The following is a 15,427-nucleotide window of genomic DNA, read 5'->3' as shown; positions in this document are numbered from 1 at the left end:
GTACTGGTGGTATCCCGAGGAGTCCGGCGAGCCGTGGCCTGCAGCGCTTCGACAACGGTCGACAGGAGGGTTCCCCGGCCGGATGAGATCAGATGACTCGAAAAAGGTGATATCAGTTTGGTTTTTCTGTCACCTGCAGATGGTAACCTTCGCCCGTTCGTCCGTCCCTCTGCGACTTTTGGTCGCGCTTCAAGGAGCTCCACCCACCAACACGGTCATGCCTGCGTGCATAAAGGCCGGGGGTGAGCAGTGGCTGACGAACGCATACTAATAATTGGGGGATACACAATGAGCACGAGCATCACGGCGGACGGCCTCAGCGCCGCCCAGCCTGCGTTCCTGTCCAAGGAACGCATCATCGCCAGGCCCGGTTTCAACCGCTGGCTGGTACCACCGGCCGCTCTGGCCATTCACCTGTGCATCGGCATGGCCTATGGCTTTTCGGTGTTCTGGCTGCCGCTGTCCAAGGCGCTGGGCGTTACTGCACCGGTGGCTTGCGCGCCGGACATGAGCTTCATCGCACAGGTTTTCTCGTCGCAATGTGATTGGCCGATCTCCATGCTCGGCTGGATCTACACCCTGTTCTTCATCTTCCTTGGCTGCTCGGCAGCGATCTGGGGTGGCTGGCTCGAACACGCCGGGCCACGCAAGGCCGGTGTGGTATCGGCTCTGTGCTGGTGCGGCGGTCTGCTGATTTCTGCGCTGGGTATCTATACCCACCAGATCTGGCTGATGTGGATCGGCTCCGGCGTGATCGGCGGTATCGGTCTCGGTCTGGGCTATATCTCGCCGGTATCGACCCTGATCAAGTGGTTCCCGGACAAGCGCGGCATGGCCACCGGCATGGCGATCATGGGCTTCGGTGGTGGCGCGATGGTCGGCGCTCCACTGGCGACCGCGCTGATGAGCCATTTCGCTTCGCCAACCGGTGTCGGCGTATGGCAGAGCTTCGTGGCCATGGCGGCGATCTACTTCGTGTTCATGATCGGTGGTGCGCTGGCTTATCGCGTGCCGCCGACCGGCTGGAAGCCTGAAGGCTGGACCGCGCCGGCGAAGAAAGCCTCGAATGCGATGATCACTCATCGTCATGTTCACGTGAATGTGGCGTGGAAAACCCCGCAATTCCGTCTGGTGTGGCTGGTGCTGTGCCTGAACGTGTCCGCCGGTATCGGCATCCTCGGCATGGCTTCGCCGCTGTTGCAGGAAGTGTTCGGCGGCAAGCTGTTGGGCAATGATCTGCCGTTCGGTCAACTGGATGCCGGTCAACTGGCTTCGATCGCTGCAATTGCGGCGGGCTTCACGGGTCTGTTGAGCCTGTTCAACATCGGCGGTCGTTTCTTCTGGGCGTCGTTCTCGGACTACCTGGGTCGCAAGAACACTTACTTCGTGTTCTTTGCGCTGGGCTTTGCCCTGTACGCGCTGATCCCGAACCTCGGTCATCTGGGCAACGTGGCGCTGTTCGTGGCGGCGTTCTGCATCATCCTGTCGATGTACGGCGGTGGTTTTGCAACCGTTCCGGCCTATCTGGCCGACCTGTTCGGCACGCAAATGGTCGGCGCGATCCACGGTCGTCTGCTGACCGCCTGGGCTGCCGCTGGCGTGCTGGGTCCGGTGCTGGTGAACTACCTGCGTGAGTATCAGCTGAGCATCGGTGTCGAACGCGCCGCCGCTTACGATATCACCCTGTACATCCTCGCCGGCCTGCTGGTGCTGGGCTTCCTGTGCAACCTGCTGGTGCGTCCGGTGGCGGACAAGTACTTCATGACCGACGCTGAACTGGCCGCCGAGCAGGCGCTGGGTCACGACAAGGGTGCCGACAGCAGCACCGTGCTCGAGTGGAAAGCCGCGCCGGGCAGCAAGCCGTTGGCGATCGCTGCGTGGCTGGTGGTAGGGATTCCGTTGGCGTGGGGTGTGTGGGTGACCCTGCAGAAGACGGCGGTTCTGTTTCACTAAGCAGCCAGGCACTGGCCTGATAATCTTCAGGTCAGCGCCAGATCCTGTGGGAGCGAGCCTGCTCGCGATAGCGGTCTGACAGTCGACAGTGATGTTGAATGTGCGGCCCTCATCGCGAGCAAGCTCGCTCCCACAGTTGTTTCGGGCTGTCCGGAATGTCTTGTATGGACATGTCTATCCCCGACAGTACGGGCTTCTATCCGTCTGCCATATCACGTCTCGTGTTTCTGTTTGCGCCCCGCGCCCCTATAATGGCTGCCTTTTTCGCCCAATGATTTTGCGGAGCTGGTGATGGCCGAACGTAAGGCGTCTGTCGAGCGCGACACTCTGGAAACCCAGATCAAAGCCTCGATCAACCTTGATGGCACCGGAAAGGCCCGATTCGATATCGGTGTTCCTTTTCTTGAGCACATGCTGGATCAGATCGCCCGTCACGGGTTGATCGACCTGGATATCCAATGCAAGGGCGATCTGCATATCGACGACCACCATACCGTGGAAGACGTCGGTATCACCCTCGGCCAGGCCTTCGCGCAAGCCATCGGCGACAAGAAAGGCATCCGCCGCTACGGCCACGCCTACGTGCCGCTCGATGAAGCGCTGTCGCGTGTAGTCATCGACTTCTCCGGCCGTCCGGGCCTGCAGATGCACGTGCCATACACCCGCGCCACCGTTGGCGGTTTCGACGTGGACCTGTTCCAGGAGTTCTTCCAGGGCTTCGTCAACCACGCGCTGGTCAGCCTGCACATCGACAACCTGCGCGGTACCAACACTCACCACCAGATCGAAACCGTGTTCAAGGCTTTCGGCCGCGCGCTGCGCATGGCCGTCGAACTGGATGAGCGCATGGCCGGCCAGATGCCTTCGACCAAGGGCGTGCTGTGATGCAGACGGTAGCAGTCATCGATTACGGCATGGGCAACCTGCACTCGGTGGCCAAGGCCCTCGAGCACGTTGGCGCCGGCAAGGTGCTGATCACCAGCGATGCGGACGTGATCCGCGAAGCCGACCGCGTGGTTTTCCCCGGTGTCGGCGCGATTCGCGATTGCATGGCGGAGATCCGTCGTCTGGGCTTCGACTCGCTGGTACGTGAAGTCAGCCAGGATCGCCCGTTCCTCGGCATCTGTGTCGGCATGCAAGCCTTGCTCGACACCAGCGAAGAAAACGACGGTGTCGACTGCATCGGCCTGTTCCCGGGCGCGGTGAAGTTCTTCGGCAATGACCTGCATGAAGATGGCGAGCACCTGAAAGTCCCGCACATGGGCTGGAACGAAGTGAAGCAGTCGGTGGATCACCCGCTGTGGCACAACATTCCGGACCTGGCGCGTTTCTACTTCGTGCACAGCTACTACATCGCCGCCGGTAACCCGCGCCAAGTGGTCGGCAGCGGTCATTACGGCGTCGATTTCGCTGCGGCGCTGGCTGAAGGTTCGCGTTTCGCCGTGCAGTTCCACCCGGAGAAGAGCCATACCCATGGCCTGCAATTGCTGCAGAACTTCGCAGCGTGGGACGGTCGCTGGTAAATGGCCGCCAGAAAGAAACCGCCGATCCTGACCCTCACGCCGGAGCAGGAAAGCGATGCCAACCGCAAGATCCAGCGGTTCATGGCGGATCGATTCGAACTGGATCTGGGTTCGTTCGAGGCGGCGGAAGTTCTTGAACTGTTTACCCGCGAAATTGCTCCGCACTATTACAACAGGGCGATTTTCGATGTGCAGGCCCAGCTCAAGGAGCGGTTTGAAAGCATCGAAAGCGACCTGTGGGCGCTCGAGAAAAACTGATTTCCGAGCCAAGCTGAACATTCAAATTTGAAGGTTTGCCAGATGCTGATTATTCCCGCTATCGATCTCAAAGACGGTGCCTGCGTACGTCTGCGCCAGGGCCGCATGGAAGATTCCACAGTGTTCTCCGATGACCCGGTGAGCATGGCTGCCAAGTGGGTGGAGGGCGGTTGCCGTCGTCTGCATCTGGTCGATCTGAATGGCGCTTTCGAAGGTCAGCCGGTCAACGGCGAAGTGGTGACTGCGATCGCCAGGCGCTACCCGACCCTGCCGATCCAGATCGGCGGCGGCATCCGTTCGCTGGAAACCATCGAGCACTACGTCAAGGCGGGCGTGAGCTACGTGATCATCGGTACCAAGGCTGTCAAAGAGCCTGCGTTCGTTGCTGAAGCCTGCCGTGCATTCCCGGGCAAGATCATCGTCGGCCTCGATGCCAAAGACGGTTTTGTCGCCACCGACGGCTGGGCCGAGATCAGCCAGGTGCAGGTCATCGACCTGGCCAAACAGTTCGAAGCCGACGGCGTGTCCTCGATCGTTTATACCGACATCGCCAAAGACGGCATGATGCAGGGCTGCAACGTACCGTTCACCGCTGCGCTGGCTGCTGCCACCAGGATCCCGGTGATCGCCTCCGGCGGCATTCACAACCTGGGTGACATCAAGTCGCTGCTCGACGCCAAGGCGCCGGGCATCATCGGCGCCATCACAGGCCGGGCGATCTACGAAGGCACTCTCGACGTCGCCGAAGCGCAAGCTTTCTGCGACTCGTACCAAGGCTGAGGACTGACCATGGCACTGGCCAAACGCATCATCCCTTGCCTGGACGTGGACAACGGCCGGGTCGTCAAGGGCGTGAAGTTCGAAAACATCCGTGACGCCGGCGACCCGGTGGAAATCGCCCGTCGCTACGACGAGCAGGGTGCCGACGAGATTACCTTTCTCGATATCACCGCCAGTGTCGATGGCCGTGACACCACACTGCACACCGTCGAGCGCATGGCCAGCCAGGTGTTCATTCCACTGACTGTCGGCGGTGGCGTGCGCACCGTGCAGGACATCCGCAACCTGCTCAATGCCGGTGCGGACAAGGTGTCGATCAACACCGCTGCCGTGTTCAACCCCGAGTTCGTCGGCGAGGCGGCGCAGCATTTCGGCTCGCAGTGCATCGTCGTCGCCATCGACGCGAAGAAAGTGTCCGGCCCGGGCGAAACCCCGCGCTGGGAAATCTTTACCCATGGCGGCCGCAAGCCGACCGGTCTCGACGCGGTCGAGTGGGCGAAAAAAATGGAAGGCCTGGGGGCCGGTGAAATTCTCCTGACCAGCATGGATCAGGACGGCATGAAAAACGGCTTCGACCTTGGCGTGACCCGCGCCATCAGTGATGCGCTGGGCATTCCGGTGATCGCTTCCGGCGGCGTTGGCAACCTGCAGCATCTGGCCGATGGCATTCTCGAAGGCCACGCCAGCGCCGTACTAGCGGCGAGTATTTTCCACTTTGGCGAATACACGGTTCAGGAAGCCAAAGCCTACATGGCTCACCGCGGTATCGTAATGCGTTAAACATCCATACAGGCCAGTGGACAGCATGGCGTACCCGAGGCACTCTTGGGCACGCCATGGATTTCGGTAGCCCGACATGATCAAACGCCTGCTTCTCGCCCTCGTCAGTGCCTCCGTGTTGTTGATCGACACTGGCCATGCCGCAGAAAGTCCCGACACCGATCTGGTGCTCCTCACCGAAAACTTCCCGCCGTACAACATGGCGAAGAACGGCAAGAATTTCGCCCAGGACGAAAACATCAACGGCATCGCCACGGACATCGTGCGCGAAATGTTCAAGCGTGCGGGTATCACTTACAGCCTGACCCTGCGTTTCCCCTGGGAACGGGTCTACAAGCTGGCGCTGGAAAACCCCGGTTACGGTGCCTTTGTGATGGCGCGCCTGCCGGATCGCGAGGCCTTGTTCAAGTGGGTCGGCCCGATCGGCCCGGACGACTGGGTCATGCTGGCCAAGGCCGACAGCAAGATCACCCTCGAAACCCTCAATGACGCGCGCAAGTACAAGATCGGCGCTTACAAGGGCGATGCGATTGCCGAGACACTGACCCGGCAGGGCCTGAAGCCGGTGGTGGTACTGCGCGATCAGGACAACGCGAAAAAGCTCGTCAGCGGCCAGATCGATCTGTGGGCCACCGGCGATCCTGCCGGGCGTTATCTTGCCCGGCAGGACGGCGTGACGGGGCTCAAGACCGTACTTCGCTTCAACAGCGCCGAACTGTATCTGGCGCTGAACAAGCAGGTGTCGGATGAGGCGGTTGTCAGGCTTCAGGCAGCGCTCGACCAGATGCGCAAGGATGGCGTGGTCGACGAGATCATGGGGCGGTATCTGTAGTCTCCATCACTGGTCCCGTCTCCGGGACGGGGATTTCATCGTGCCCGATAGAGGCTTCGCCCTGTTCATGATCGGATGCCATCGGCGAGGGGCAGGTGATCACGGCGTCTTTTTCGGACGGGTGCTGGCTTAGATAGAGGCTTTCGTCATCGCTGTACTTGATGCCGAATGTCACTGGCGTATTGTCCGCACGCAACAGCCGGTATTCGCTTTGCAATTGATACACCGCAACCATCGTGTTTTTCGCTACCAAAGCGACAACCTCCAAAGGATAGAATTTTCCCCATCCGCCAGACGATGTTTCGGTGTGAGCGAAGATTTTGGTCAGGTTGGCCGAAAATCGTATCGCCCAGTTATCGCCGGATGTCCTGATCGGCCAGGCCTTGTCGAACTCAATGGCTGTCAGACGATTGAACACTTGCAGCAAAGACGCATTTTGAGCCCGCTCTGCCGTCCATTTGACGGATCGATATTGGTCCCCCGCGTTATGCTCGTAACCGACCAACATGTACCGATCCGCTCTTTCCAGGCGGTAGTACGGCGATGATCGCAGTTGTTCGGGCGGGTGCATATCGTCTCTGACTGCGAACCAGGGAAGTCGGGCGACCTGAGTAACCGTAGCCGGCTCGATGGGGGAGGGTGGGCCGAACCCCGACAGTATCGGGGCTGCCGGCGCAGGGTTCGACTGCACCGTGAGCGGTACCCGCAGCGCGTAGGAAGCCAGGTATGACGAAGGTCTGGAGTGGCTTTGTACGCCCGTGAATGTGCCGGGCAAAAAGCAGATTTCCCCTGCTTGCGCAATGGGTGGCTCGATACTCCAGGCGCTGAAGTTCTGCTTTGCGCCGCTCCCCTTGTCACTCCAGATCAACGGGCCGGCAGTGGCAGGCGTTACCAGATCCATACGTACGCAACGTACCGAATTGACCGATGGTTTTTCATGGTCACTGGCGCAGACCAGGCCAAGAGCGACATAGCCTTCAGGAGGGATCGGGCGCCAGATCGAAACGTAGGTTTTTGCGCCCGTTCCTGAATCCTTCCAGACTTGTTCGAAGTTGTCGGGCCGGCTGAGTGCTTTGCCCTTGGTGCTGTCGATGCTCGGGGAGTCCGCCTCCCGTACGACGGCCGCAACATTCGTACCGTTGATGTTTGCAAATCCCGGAATCGCAAGATCGCCCAGCGGGAAATAACCCGGCAACACATCGGGGGGCGGGGCGGGGCGCCAGAAACCGGCCGGGCTCGAGCGAAGGTTCTTGGTGTCCCACACCCGCTGAAACTCTGTGGTGAAGCTGATCAGCAGGTTGTCGAGTTTGATGGGTTCCATTGGCCGCGAGGGGTCGGCGGTGGTGTCATTGTTCGTCATGGTCAGTCCTGATAGTGAAAGGCGACTCGACCGAGCCGCTACCGGTTGCAGGTTTCACTATCCGGAAGTGGGCGAGAGGGCTGGCGGTAATTATGTAGGGGGCAGCATTACCGATAGACACCGTCTTTGCCATGAGCGGCCGTAGCGCGATTGCTGCGCACACTGATCATCTGCCTGATGTCGATCCACTCGATGCCCTGGGCTTTCAGCTTCGGCAGCTCCCGCTCAAGCACGGCCAGCGTCTGTGGATAAGGATGGCCGATCATCACCGCCGAACCCTGTTTGCGCGCCAGGTTTATCGCGGTCTGCAACTGGGTGTAGATCGCCGCTTCGGTGCGTTCGTCATCGAGAAACACATCCCTTGAAACGCTTGCCAGATCGATTTTCTGCGCCTGCTGCGCCGCGACAGTCTGCGCGCTGGTGCGGCTGTCGACGAAGAACTTGTGGCGACGTTGCAGTTCGCCCATCAACCATGCCATTGCCACCGGTTGTGCCGTCATGCGGCTGCCCATGTGGTTGTTGATGCCGGCGGTGTAGGGGACCATTTTGAACGCCGCGTTCAGCCGTTTTTCGAGTTCTTCGACAGGCAGTTCGGGGTGCCAGGCGAACGGGCCGGTGGCCGGGTCCATCGGCATGTGCAGGATCACGATCTTGCCGGCGCGGTGGGCTTCGCGGGCGAATTCAGTGGCGTGCGGGGTGTCGGGCATGATCGCCGTGGTCACTGGCCCGGGCAGGGCCAGCACACGACGGTCCCGGGGCAGGTTCTGCCCCAGGTCATCGATGATCAGTGTCAGATAGGCTTTTTGAGGTGCCGGTCTGGCGGATTCTGCGTAAGCAGCACCCGCCAGACAGCACAGCAGGGCAAGAACAAAACGCAAGGACATCCTCAACGGCCGGATGTGATGCTCAGGCCTTTGAGCAGACTCAGAGCCTGGGCCAGTTGGTAATCGTCATCCTGTGGCATCGCCTTGGCCTTGCCGCTCGAACCGCTCGGACGATCCGCGCCGCCGTTGCCGTTGCCGAGGTGACCCTGCAGGTCGGCTTCCTTGAAGTAGTCGCCGTCCGCTTCGTTGGTGATCTTGGCCTTGCGTACCTCGATGTCGGGGACGATGCCCTGGGCCTGGATCGAGCGGCCGTTCGGTGTGAAGTACAGCGCCGTGGTGATCTTCAGCGCACGATCGTTGTTCAGCGGCAGCACGGTCTGCACCGAGCCCTTGCCGAAACTGGTGGTGCCCATGACCACGGCGCGTTTCTGGTCTTGCAGGGCGCCGGCGACGATTTCCGAGGCCGATGCACTGCCACCGTTGATCAGCACAACCATCGGCACGGCTTCGCTTTCGTCCTTGCCGGTGGCGGAGAAGCGCAGCTCGGAGTTGGCGATCCGGCCCTTGGTGTAGACGATCAGGCCTTTGGTGATGAAATGGTCGACCACTTCTACCGCCGCCTGCAGTACGCCGCCCGGGTTGTTGCGCAGGTCGAGGATGATGCCGTTGAGCTTCTTGCCGTTGTCCTTGCGCAGTTTGGCCAGGGCCTTGGAGACTTCCTCGCCGGTCTTGACCTGGAACTGGGTGATGCGGATCAGGCCGTAACCCGATTCCAGCAATTGCGCCTTGACGCTCTTCACCTGGATCACGGCGCGGGCCAGGGTCACGTCGAACGGTGTACCGCCGTCACGCACCAGGGTCAGGGTGATTTTCTGACCGATCTTGCCGCGCATTTTGTCCACGGCTTCGGTCATGGTCTGGCCGCGAGTCGGCTGACCGTTGATCTTGACGATGAAGTCACCGGCCTGGATGCCGGCCTTCGAGGCAGGCGTATCGTCGATTGGCGACACGACCTTGATGAAGCCGTCTTCCGAGCCGACTTCGATGCCCAGGCCGCCGAACTCGCCGCTGGTGCTTTCCTGCAGTTCGGTGAAGTCTTCCGGACCGAGGTAGGCGGAGTGCGGATCGAGGTTGCTGAGCATGCCCTTGATGGCGTTTTCAAGCAGGGTCTTGTCGTCCACCGGTTCGACATAGGCCGCCTTGATCCGGTCCATCACCTCGGCAAAGGTGCGCAGCTCTTCCAGCGGCAACGGGGCCTTGGAAGTCGCGGCAGTGCCTGCCGGGGCGACAGCCGGAGCCGGTTGCGCGGCGAACGCCAGAGGCGCGCCGATCACCAGGGCGATCGTCAGGGCCAGCGAGGTAAGGCGGGACAAATGCAGCATGTCGAACGAACTCCTAATTTAGGTTGCCCGCGCTTATCCTTGCGCGCGGCACCATTGTGCCGGATCACTCGGGTGACCCTGCTGACGAATTGCGAAATACAGCGCTGGCGTGTCCTGCCCGCCACTGTTACCGACAGTGGAGATGGACTCACCGGCTTTGACCACGTCACCAGCCGACTTCAGCAGCGTCTGGTTATGACCGTAAAGGCTCAGGAAACCGTTGCCATGATCGAGGATCACCAGCAGTCCGGCACCGCGCAACCAGTCGGCAAACACCACGCGCCCGCCGTGTACGGCGTGAACCTGGCTGCCGGCGGAGGCGCTGATCATCACGCCGTCCCATTTGGTGCGGGCGTCGTCGCCACGGGTTTCACCGAAACGTGCCAGCAGTCGACCATCAACCGGCCATGGAAGTTTTCCCCGAGTGGCGGCAAACGGGCCGCCGAATGTCTCGCCGCCGCTGGATACCAGCGCGCCAGGCGTGGGTCTGGCCGGTTTGCGCGGGGCGTCGCTGGTGTCCGAGTCCGCATCGGCGCGGGCCTGGGCCTCACGTAAACGCTTTTTTTCGGCTTCCTGCTGGGCGATCAGCGCTTTCTGCCGCGCTTCTTCTGCCTCACGGGCCTGGCGGGCCAGGGTCTCTTCGATGGTTTTAAGGACTTTAGACAGGTCTGCCTGATCCTGCTCGCGGGCTGCCAGTTTCTGATCGCGGGCCTTCACGTCGTCATTGAGCCTGGCCAGTACCTGCTGGCGTTCCTTGCGAACCTTGTCGAGGGCGTCACGCTGGGTGTCGAGGTCGGTTTTCTGTGCCAGCAACTGGGCTTGTTGCGCGGAAATGTCCTTTTCGACATTGGCCAGCTGGCGCAGGGTTTCGTTGAAATTCTTCAGCTGCTCCAGGCGGGCCTGGCTCAGGTAGTCGTAATAGGTGAGGGTGCGGGCGAATTTCTCGGGATTCTGCTGATTGAGCAGCAGCTTGAGGTATTCCTGCCGGCCATTCTGATAGGCCGCGCGTGCCTGGATGGCGATCAGTCGCTGCTGTTCAGTGCGCGCGCTCTGGAGTTTTTTTTTCTCCGCATCGAGCCTTTGCAGCTCGGATTCGCTCTTCTTCAGCTCCTTTTGCAAGGCATCGACCTGCTTTTCGAGCTTGCCCATCTCGGTTTCGGTGCCCTTGAGCTCTTTCTGTACGCCGGATTTTTCTTCCTGGAGCTTGCCCAGCAGTTTTTTCAGCTCGGCGATATCCTGGCGCGTGGCGTCCAGTTGCTGTTGGGTTTGCGCGCGCTCATCCGCGAAGGCCGGTTGGAGCAGGCATGTCAGAGCGAGAGCGATCAGGACGCGGAGCATAAGGGCGGGCGGTACCAGGGTAAGGGACGGCCTAGTATGCCCGGCCCACGCGGCAAAAAAAACGCCCAATTGGGGCTGTGTGATAACTGGGGCAAGCAATAGGCCCGATTCCATTTCGAAAACTCCATAAACCACTGTGGAGCTGGCTTGCCAGCGATGGCGCCTGCACATTCAACATAGATGTTGGCTGTCAGATTGCTATCGCTGGCGAGCCAGCTCCCACAGGGTTTTTCAGTGTTTTGGACGGGCGATTACACCAGAATCGAAGTGCCAGTCATTTCTGCCGGTTTTTCCAGGCCAAGCAGCTTGAGCATGGTCGGCGCTACGTCTGCCAGCACGCCTCCCTCACGGACCTTGAGATCACGTTTGCCGACATAGATGAATGGCACCGGCTCGGTAGTGTGTGCGGTGTGCGCCTGGCCGGTGGCTTCGTCGGCCATTTGCTCGACGTTGCCGTGGTCGGCAGTGATCAGCGCTTCGCCACCGACCTTTTCCAGGGCGTCGACGATACGGCCGACGCAGGTGTCCAGGCATTCCACGGCTTTCACGGCAGCTTCGAACACGCCGCTGTGGCCGACCATGTCGCCGTTGGCGTAGTTGACCACGATCACGTCGTAACGCTGGTGCTCGATGGCGTCGACGATACGGTCGGTGACTTCCGGTGCGCTCATTTCCGGCTGCAGGTCATAGGTGGCGACTTTCGGCGACGGGATCAGGATGCGCTCTTCGCCCGGAAACGGTTCTTCACGACCGCCCGAGAAGAAGAAGGTCACGTGGGCGTATTTTTCGGTCTCGGCAATGCGCAGCTGGGTCTTGCCGTTTTTCGCCAGGTAGTCGCCGAGCACGTTTTCCAGGCTGCCCGGCGCAAAGGCTGCGGGGGCCGGGATGCTGGCGGCGTATTGGGTCAGGCCGACGTACTGCACTTTTGGCTGGCGTGCGCGCTCGAATTCCTTGAAACCGTCTTCGACAAACACGCGGCTCAGCTCGCGGGCACGGTCGGCGCGGAAGTTCATGAACACCACGGCGTCGCCGTCTTCTACTTTCACCGGCTCACCGATGCGGGTGGCCTTGACGAATTCGTCGCTTTCGCCACGGGCGTACGCGGCTTCAAGGCCTTCCTGGGCGGTGGCAGCGCTGAATTCGGCTTTGCCGTCGACGATCAGGTTGTAGGCCTGCGCCACGCGGTCCCAACGGTTGTCGCGATCCATGGCGTAGTAGCGGCCGATGAGGCTGGCGATGCGGCCCTTGCCCAGGGCCTGGAAGGTCGCGTCGAGCAGTTCGATCGACGAGGCGGCGCTTTTCGGCGGGGTGTCGCGGCCGTCGAGGAAGGCGTGCAGGTAGATTTTTTCGGCGCCACGCTTGAAGGCCAGTTCGGCCATGGCGATCAGGTGATCCTGATGGCTGTGCACGCCGCCGTCCGACAGCAGGCCCATGAAATGCACGGCCTTGCCGGCGGCCACGGCTTTGTCCACGGCGGCGCAGATGGTCGGGTTCTCGAAGAACTCGCCGTCGCGGATCGCCTTGGTCACCCGAGTGAAGTCCTGATACACCACGCGACCGGCGCCCAGGTTCATGTGACCGACTTCGGAGTTGCCCATCTGGCCGTCCGGCAGGCCGACGTCCATGCCGCTGCCCGAGATCAGGCCGTTCGGCACAGTGGCCCACAGGCGATCCAGCACAGGCTTTTTGGCTGCGAAGACGGCATTGGATTCGGGGCTGTCGCTGTGACCGAAGCCGTCGAGAATCATCAGGACCAAAGGTTTAGGCGTGGTAGTCATGGAATCCACTCGTGGCTAATAAGAAGAGGGCGATGGAAAAGGGAGTGGCAGTTTAAAGCTAAGTTCCTGCGGCGTCACCGCCGGACGGGGTTTGGCCCACCATAGTGGCTGTGTATACTGGCCGACATTTTAACGCCCTGGATCCTCCTTCGATGGTTGCTCACCTGATTGAATTTGCCACTAACCACTACATTCTTGTCGGTATCTTCGTCGTACTGCTGGCCTTGCTGCTGGCGCACACGGTGCAGGGTGGCGGTAAAAGCCTGAGCACGGGCGAGCTGACCGCACTGGTCAACAAGGAAGCCGGCCTGGTGGTGGACATCCGTCCGAGCAAGGAATACGCCGCCGGTCATATCGTCGGTGCGTTGAACATTCCCCAGGACAAACTGGCCGCCCGTATCGGCGAGCTGGAAAAGCACAAGGCCAAGACCATCATTCTGGTCGACGCCTTGGGTCAGACTGCCGGCACCCATGCCCGCGAGCTGATGAAGTCCGGCTTTACCGCCGCCAAGCTGTCCGGCGGGATCTCCAGCTGGAAAGGCGACAACCTGCCACTGGTGAAGTGATATGAGTAACGTCATCGTCTACTCCAGCGATTACTGCCCCTACTGCTCGCGCGCCAAGCACCTGCTCGCGAACAAAGGCGTGGCCTTCGAAGAGATCAAGGTCGATGGCAAGCCGCAGGTGCGCGCCGCCATGGCCCAGAAGGCCGGACGCACGTCCGTGCCGCAGATCTGGATCGGCGACACCCACGTCGGCGGATGTGACGATTTGTATGCCCTGGAGCGCGCCGGCAAGCTCGACGCGCTGCTCAAGGCCTGAACTGCTGCACCTCACCAAGAACCCAAAAGACCCAAGATCAGAAAGGATCTGAGATGACTGACCAACAGAACACTGCAGCCAGCGAAGAAGAAACCGCACCGCAATTCTCCCTGCAGCGCATCTATGTACGCGACCTGTCCTTCGAAGCTCCGAAAAGCCCGGCGATCTTCCGCCAGCAGTGGGATCCGAGCGTCGGTCTGGATCTGAACACCCGCCAGAAGGCGCTGGAAGGCGATTTCTACGAAGTCGTGCTGACCCTGTCCGTGACCGTGAAAAACGGTGAAGAAGTCGCCTTCATCGCTGAAGTTCAGCAGGCCGGTATCTTCCTGATCAAGAACCTGGACGCGGCTTCGATGAGCCACACGCTGGGTGCGTTCTGCCCGAACATCCTGTTCCCGTACGCTCGCGAAACCCTGGACAGCCTGGTGACCCGTGGTTCGTTCCCGGCCCTGATGCTGGCGCCGGTGAACTTCGACGCCCTCTATGCGCAAGAGCTGCAGCGCATGCAGGAAGCTGGCGAGACGCCGACCGTTCAGTAAACGGTTTTGCAACACCCCATGTGGGAGCGAGCTTGCTCGCGATTACGGAGGGTCAGGTGACATCGATGTCGTCTGACATACCGTTATCGCGAGCAAGCTCGCTCCCACAGTTGTTTTTGGGTGTTACTTGAAGCCGTTCTGCCGCCATGCTTCGTACACGGCCACTGCCACGGTGTTGGACAGGTTCAGGCTGCGGCAGCCTTCGCGCATCGGCAGGCGCAGGCGTTGTTCGCCGGGCAGGGCATCCAGCACTTCCGGCGGCAGGCCACGGCTTTCCGGGCCGAAAATAAAGGCATCGCCCGGCACGAACGCGGCATCGTGAAACGGGCGTGAACCTTTGGTGGTGAAGGCGAACAGCCTTGGATGGCCAAGGCTTTCCAGGCAACTGGCGAGGTCGGCATGGCGTTGCAGCGTGGCGTACTCGTGGTAGTCGAGGCCGGCACGACGCAGGCGCTTGTCGTCCATCTCGAAGCCCAGCGGTTCGATCAAATGCAGGTGGCAGCCGCTGTTGGCGCACAGCCTGATAACGTTACCGGTGTTCGGTGGAATTTCCGGTTGAAAAAGGATGACGTGAAACATGCACGGCTCCGCAGGTAAAGATGACGCGCATTCTACGCCGCCAGCCGACCCGCGTTCGAAACTATTCCCGCGGGTCATGGGTTCGCTGGCGATTTTCGGCCTGATGGTCGGATTGATGATCGGCCGCTTGACCAACCCTGACCCCAGCGTATTGCAGCAGGTCGAGGTGATCGATGGTGGCCTGGCGGTCTGGTTCAACAACGAACCGAAGCTGCACGGCGAGATAGTCGACGGCACCGTCGCATTGCTGTTTCAGGCCGAGGGGCCGGCTCGCAAAGGCCAGTTGAAGCTCAACGGCAAGGATGTGATCTGGCGGACTCGCCCGAGTGATGGCGGGTTGTTGCTGACGGTATTGGCAGCGCGGCCGCTGCAAGGGGAGTGGGCCGGCCAGGCGGTCGATGACCGCTGGCGGCTGGAGATCCATCTCCGGGAGCAATAAAAGAGGGAATCCCCGGCCTGCCTGTACCAAGGTTCCCGAAACGGGCGGGCTCATCGCATGGCGTGCTGAGCCGGTGTAAAGAGGGAACCCCTGACCTGCCTGTATCAAGGGCCCCAAAAGGGTGGGCTCATCACGTTTGTGGTGTGAGCCGGCGTAAAGAGGGGAATCCCCGGCCTGCCTGTACCAAGGCCCCCGAAAGGGTGGGTGAATCGAATCACCTGAAAGAGATATTGCAGGGGG

17 protein-coding genes are annotated in these 15,427 nt (G+C 60.9%); 11 read left to right on the top strand and 6 right to left on the bottom strand.

Translation table 11 applies throughout. The annotated features are described in order from the left end of the window. Positions 1-288: 288 nt before the first annotated feature. The 7 genes from BBF94_RS03760 to BBF94_RS03730 all read left to right on the top strand — a co-directional run bounded on the left by BBF94_RS03760 (position 289) and on the right by BBF94_RS03730 (position 6,126). Positions 289-1,953, top strand: coding sequence for an OFA family MFS transporter (locus BBF94_RS03760; RefSeq protein WP_065257711.1), 1,665 nt, complete (start codon positions 289-291; stop codon positions 1,951-1,953). Positions 1,954-2,244: 291 nt separating this feature from the next. Further along, positions 2,245-2,838: an imidazoleglycerol-phosphate dehydratase HisB gene (gene hisB / locus BBF94_RS03755; protein WP_039764670.1), complete on the top strand. Its 594-nt coding sequence runs from the start codon at positions 2,245-2,247 to the stop codon at positions 2,836-2,838. Beyond that, on the top strand, positions 2,838-3,476 hold the full coding sequence (gene hisH / locus BBF94_RS03750) for an imidazole glycerol phosphate synthase subunit HisH (protein ID WP_065257710.1): 639 nt from the start codon (positions 2,838-2,840) through the stop codon (positions 3,474-3,476). The genes hisB and hisH overlap by 1 nt, the downstream gene beginning before the upstream one ends. Then, on the top strand, positions 3,477-3,734 hold the full coding sequence (locus BBF94_RS03745; protein ID WP_065257709.1) for a DUF2164 domain-containing protein: 258 nt from the start codon (positions 3,477-3,479) through the stop codon (positions 3,732-3,734). It begins immediately after the preceding gene. A 42-nt stretch (positions 3,735-3,776) separates the two neighbouring features. Further along, complete coding sequence (gene hisA / locus BBF94_RS03740) at positions 3,777-4,514, top strand: 1-(5-phosphoribosyl)-5-[(5-phosphoribosylamino)methylideneamino]imidazole-4-carboxamide isomerase (RefSeq protein WP_065257708.1); 738 nt, start codon at positions 3,777-3,779, stop codon at positions 4,512-4,514. Between the two features lie 9 nt (positions 4,515-4,523). Continuing rightward, positions 4,524-5,294, top strand: a complete 771-nt coding sequence (gene hisF / locus BBF94_RS03735; RefSeq protein WP_007897430.1) for an imidazole glycerol phosphate synthase subunit HisF — start codon at positions 4,524-4,526, stop codon at positions 5,292-5,294. A 76-nt stretch (positions 5,295-5,370) separates the two neighbouring features. Continuing rightward, on the top strand, positions 5,371-6,126 hold the full coding sequence (locus tag BBF94_RS03730; RefSeq protein WP_065257707.1) for a substrate-binding periplasmic protein: 756 nt from the start codon (positions 5,371-5,373) through the stop codon (positions 6,124-6,126). Here BBF94_RS03730 and BBF94_RS03725 read toward each other — a convergent pair. The 5 genes from BBF94_RS03725 to gpmI form a co-directional block, all read right to left on the bottom strand. Then, positions 6,107-7,486: a Vps62-related protein gene (locus BBF94_RS03725; RefSeq protein WP_065257706.1), complete on the bottom strand. Its 1,380-nt coding sequence runs from the start codon at positions 7,484-7,486 to the stop codon at positions 6,107-6,109. The two genes, BBF94_RS03730 and BBF94_RS03725, sit on opposite strands and share 20 nt — an antisense overlap. A 107-nt stretch (positions 7,487-7,593) precedes the next feature. After that, positions 7,594-8,370, bottom strand: coding sequence for a divergent polysaccharide deacetylase family protein (locus tag BBF94_RS03720; RefSeq protein ID WP_065257705.1), 777 nt, complete (start codon positions 8,368-8,370; stop codon positions 7,594-7,596). A gap of 2 nt (positions 8,371-8,372) precedes the next feature. Further along, positions 8,373-9,692 (bottom strand): S41 family peptidase, encoded by a 1,320-nt coding sequence (locus BBF94_RS03715; protein ID WP_065257704.1) that lies wholly within the window; start codon positions 9,690-9,692, stop codon positions 8,373-8,375. A gap of 33 nt (positions 9,693-9,725) precedes the next feature. Next, positions 9,726-11,030, bottom strand: coding sequence for a murein hydrolase activator EnvC family protein (locus tag BBF94_RS03710; RefSeq protein WP_065257703.1), 1,305 nt, complete (start codon positions 11,028-11,030; stop codon positions 9,726-9,728). Positions 11,031-11,281: 251 nt separating this feature from the next. Beyond that, complete coding sequence (gpmI, locus tag BBF94_RS03705) at positions 11,282-12,808, bottom strand: 2,3-bisphosphoglycerate-independent phosphoglycerate mutase (RefSeq protein ID WP_065257702.1); 1,527 nt, start codon at positions 12,806-12,808, stop codon at positions 11,282-11,284. A 152-nt stretch (positions 12,809-12,960) separates the two neighbouring features. Here gpmI and BBF94_RS03700 point away from each other — a divergent pair, with 152 nt between their 5' ends. The 3 genes from BBF94_RS03700 to secB are packed head-to-tail and all read left to right on the top strand — an operon-like array spanning position 12,961 to position 14,169. Beyond that, positions 12,961-13,374, top strand: coding sequence for a rhodanese-like domain-containing protein (locus tag BBF94_RS03700; protein WP_065257701.1), 414 nt, complete (start codon positions 12,961-12,963; stop codon positions 13,372-13,374). A 1-nt stretch (position 13,375) separates the two neighbouring features. Further along, a complete protein-coding gene (gene grxC / locus BBF94_RS03695; protein ID WP_065257700.1) occupies positions 13,376-13,630 on the top strand; it encodes a glutaredoxin 3 in 255 nt (84 codons plus the stop codon). 53 nt (positions 13,631-13,683) lie between these two features. Beyond that, positions 13,684-14,169 carry a protein-export chaperone SecB gene (secB, locus tag BBF94_RS03690; protein WP_065257699.1) on the top strand — a complete coding sequence of 162 codons (486 nt, stop codon included), beginning with the start codon at positions 13,684-13,686 and terminating at the stop codon, positions 14,167-14,169. A 123-nt stretch (positions 14,170-14,292) separates the two neighbouring features. On the opposite strand, the gene BBF94_RS03685 is transcribed toward secB, so the two are convergent. After that, positions 14,293-14,748, bottom strand: a complete 456-nt coding sequence (locus BBF94_RS03685) for a tRNA (cytidine(34)-2'-O)-methyltransferase (RefSeq protein ID WP_065257698.1) — start codon at positions 14,746-14,748, stop codon at positions 14,293-14,295. Between BBF94_RS03685 and BBF94_RS03680 the strand changes: the two genes are divergently transcribed. Beyond that, positions 14,747-15,187, top strand: a complete 441-nt coding sequence (locus BBF94_RS03680) for a hypothetical protein (RefSeq protein WP_065257697.1) — start codon at positions 14,747-14,749, stop codon at positions 15,185-15,187. The genes BBF94_RS03685 and BBF94_RS03680 overlap by 2 nt on opposite strands. The last annotated feature ends 240 nt before the right edge of the window (positions 15,188-15,427 follow it).

It is taken from the genome of Pseudomonas bananamidigenes (genome assembly GCF_001679645.1).
Lineage (GTDB): Bacteria > Pseudomonadota > Gammaproteobacteria > Pseudomonadales > Pseudomonadaceae > Aquipseudomonas > Aquipseudomonas bananamidigenes.
The sequence above is the reverse complement of the archived record's forward strand: the minus strand, read 5'-3'. Positions and strand labels throughout refer to the sequence as shown.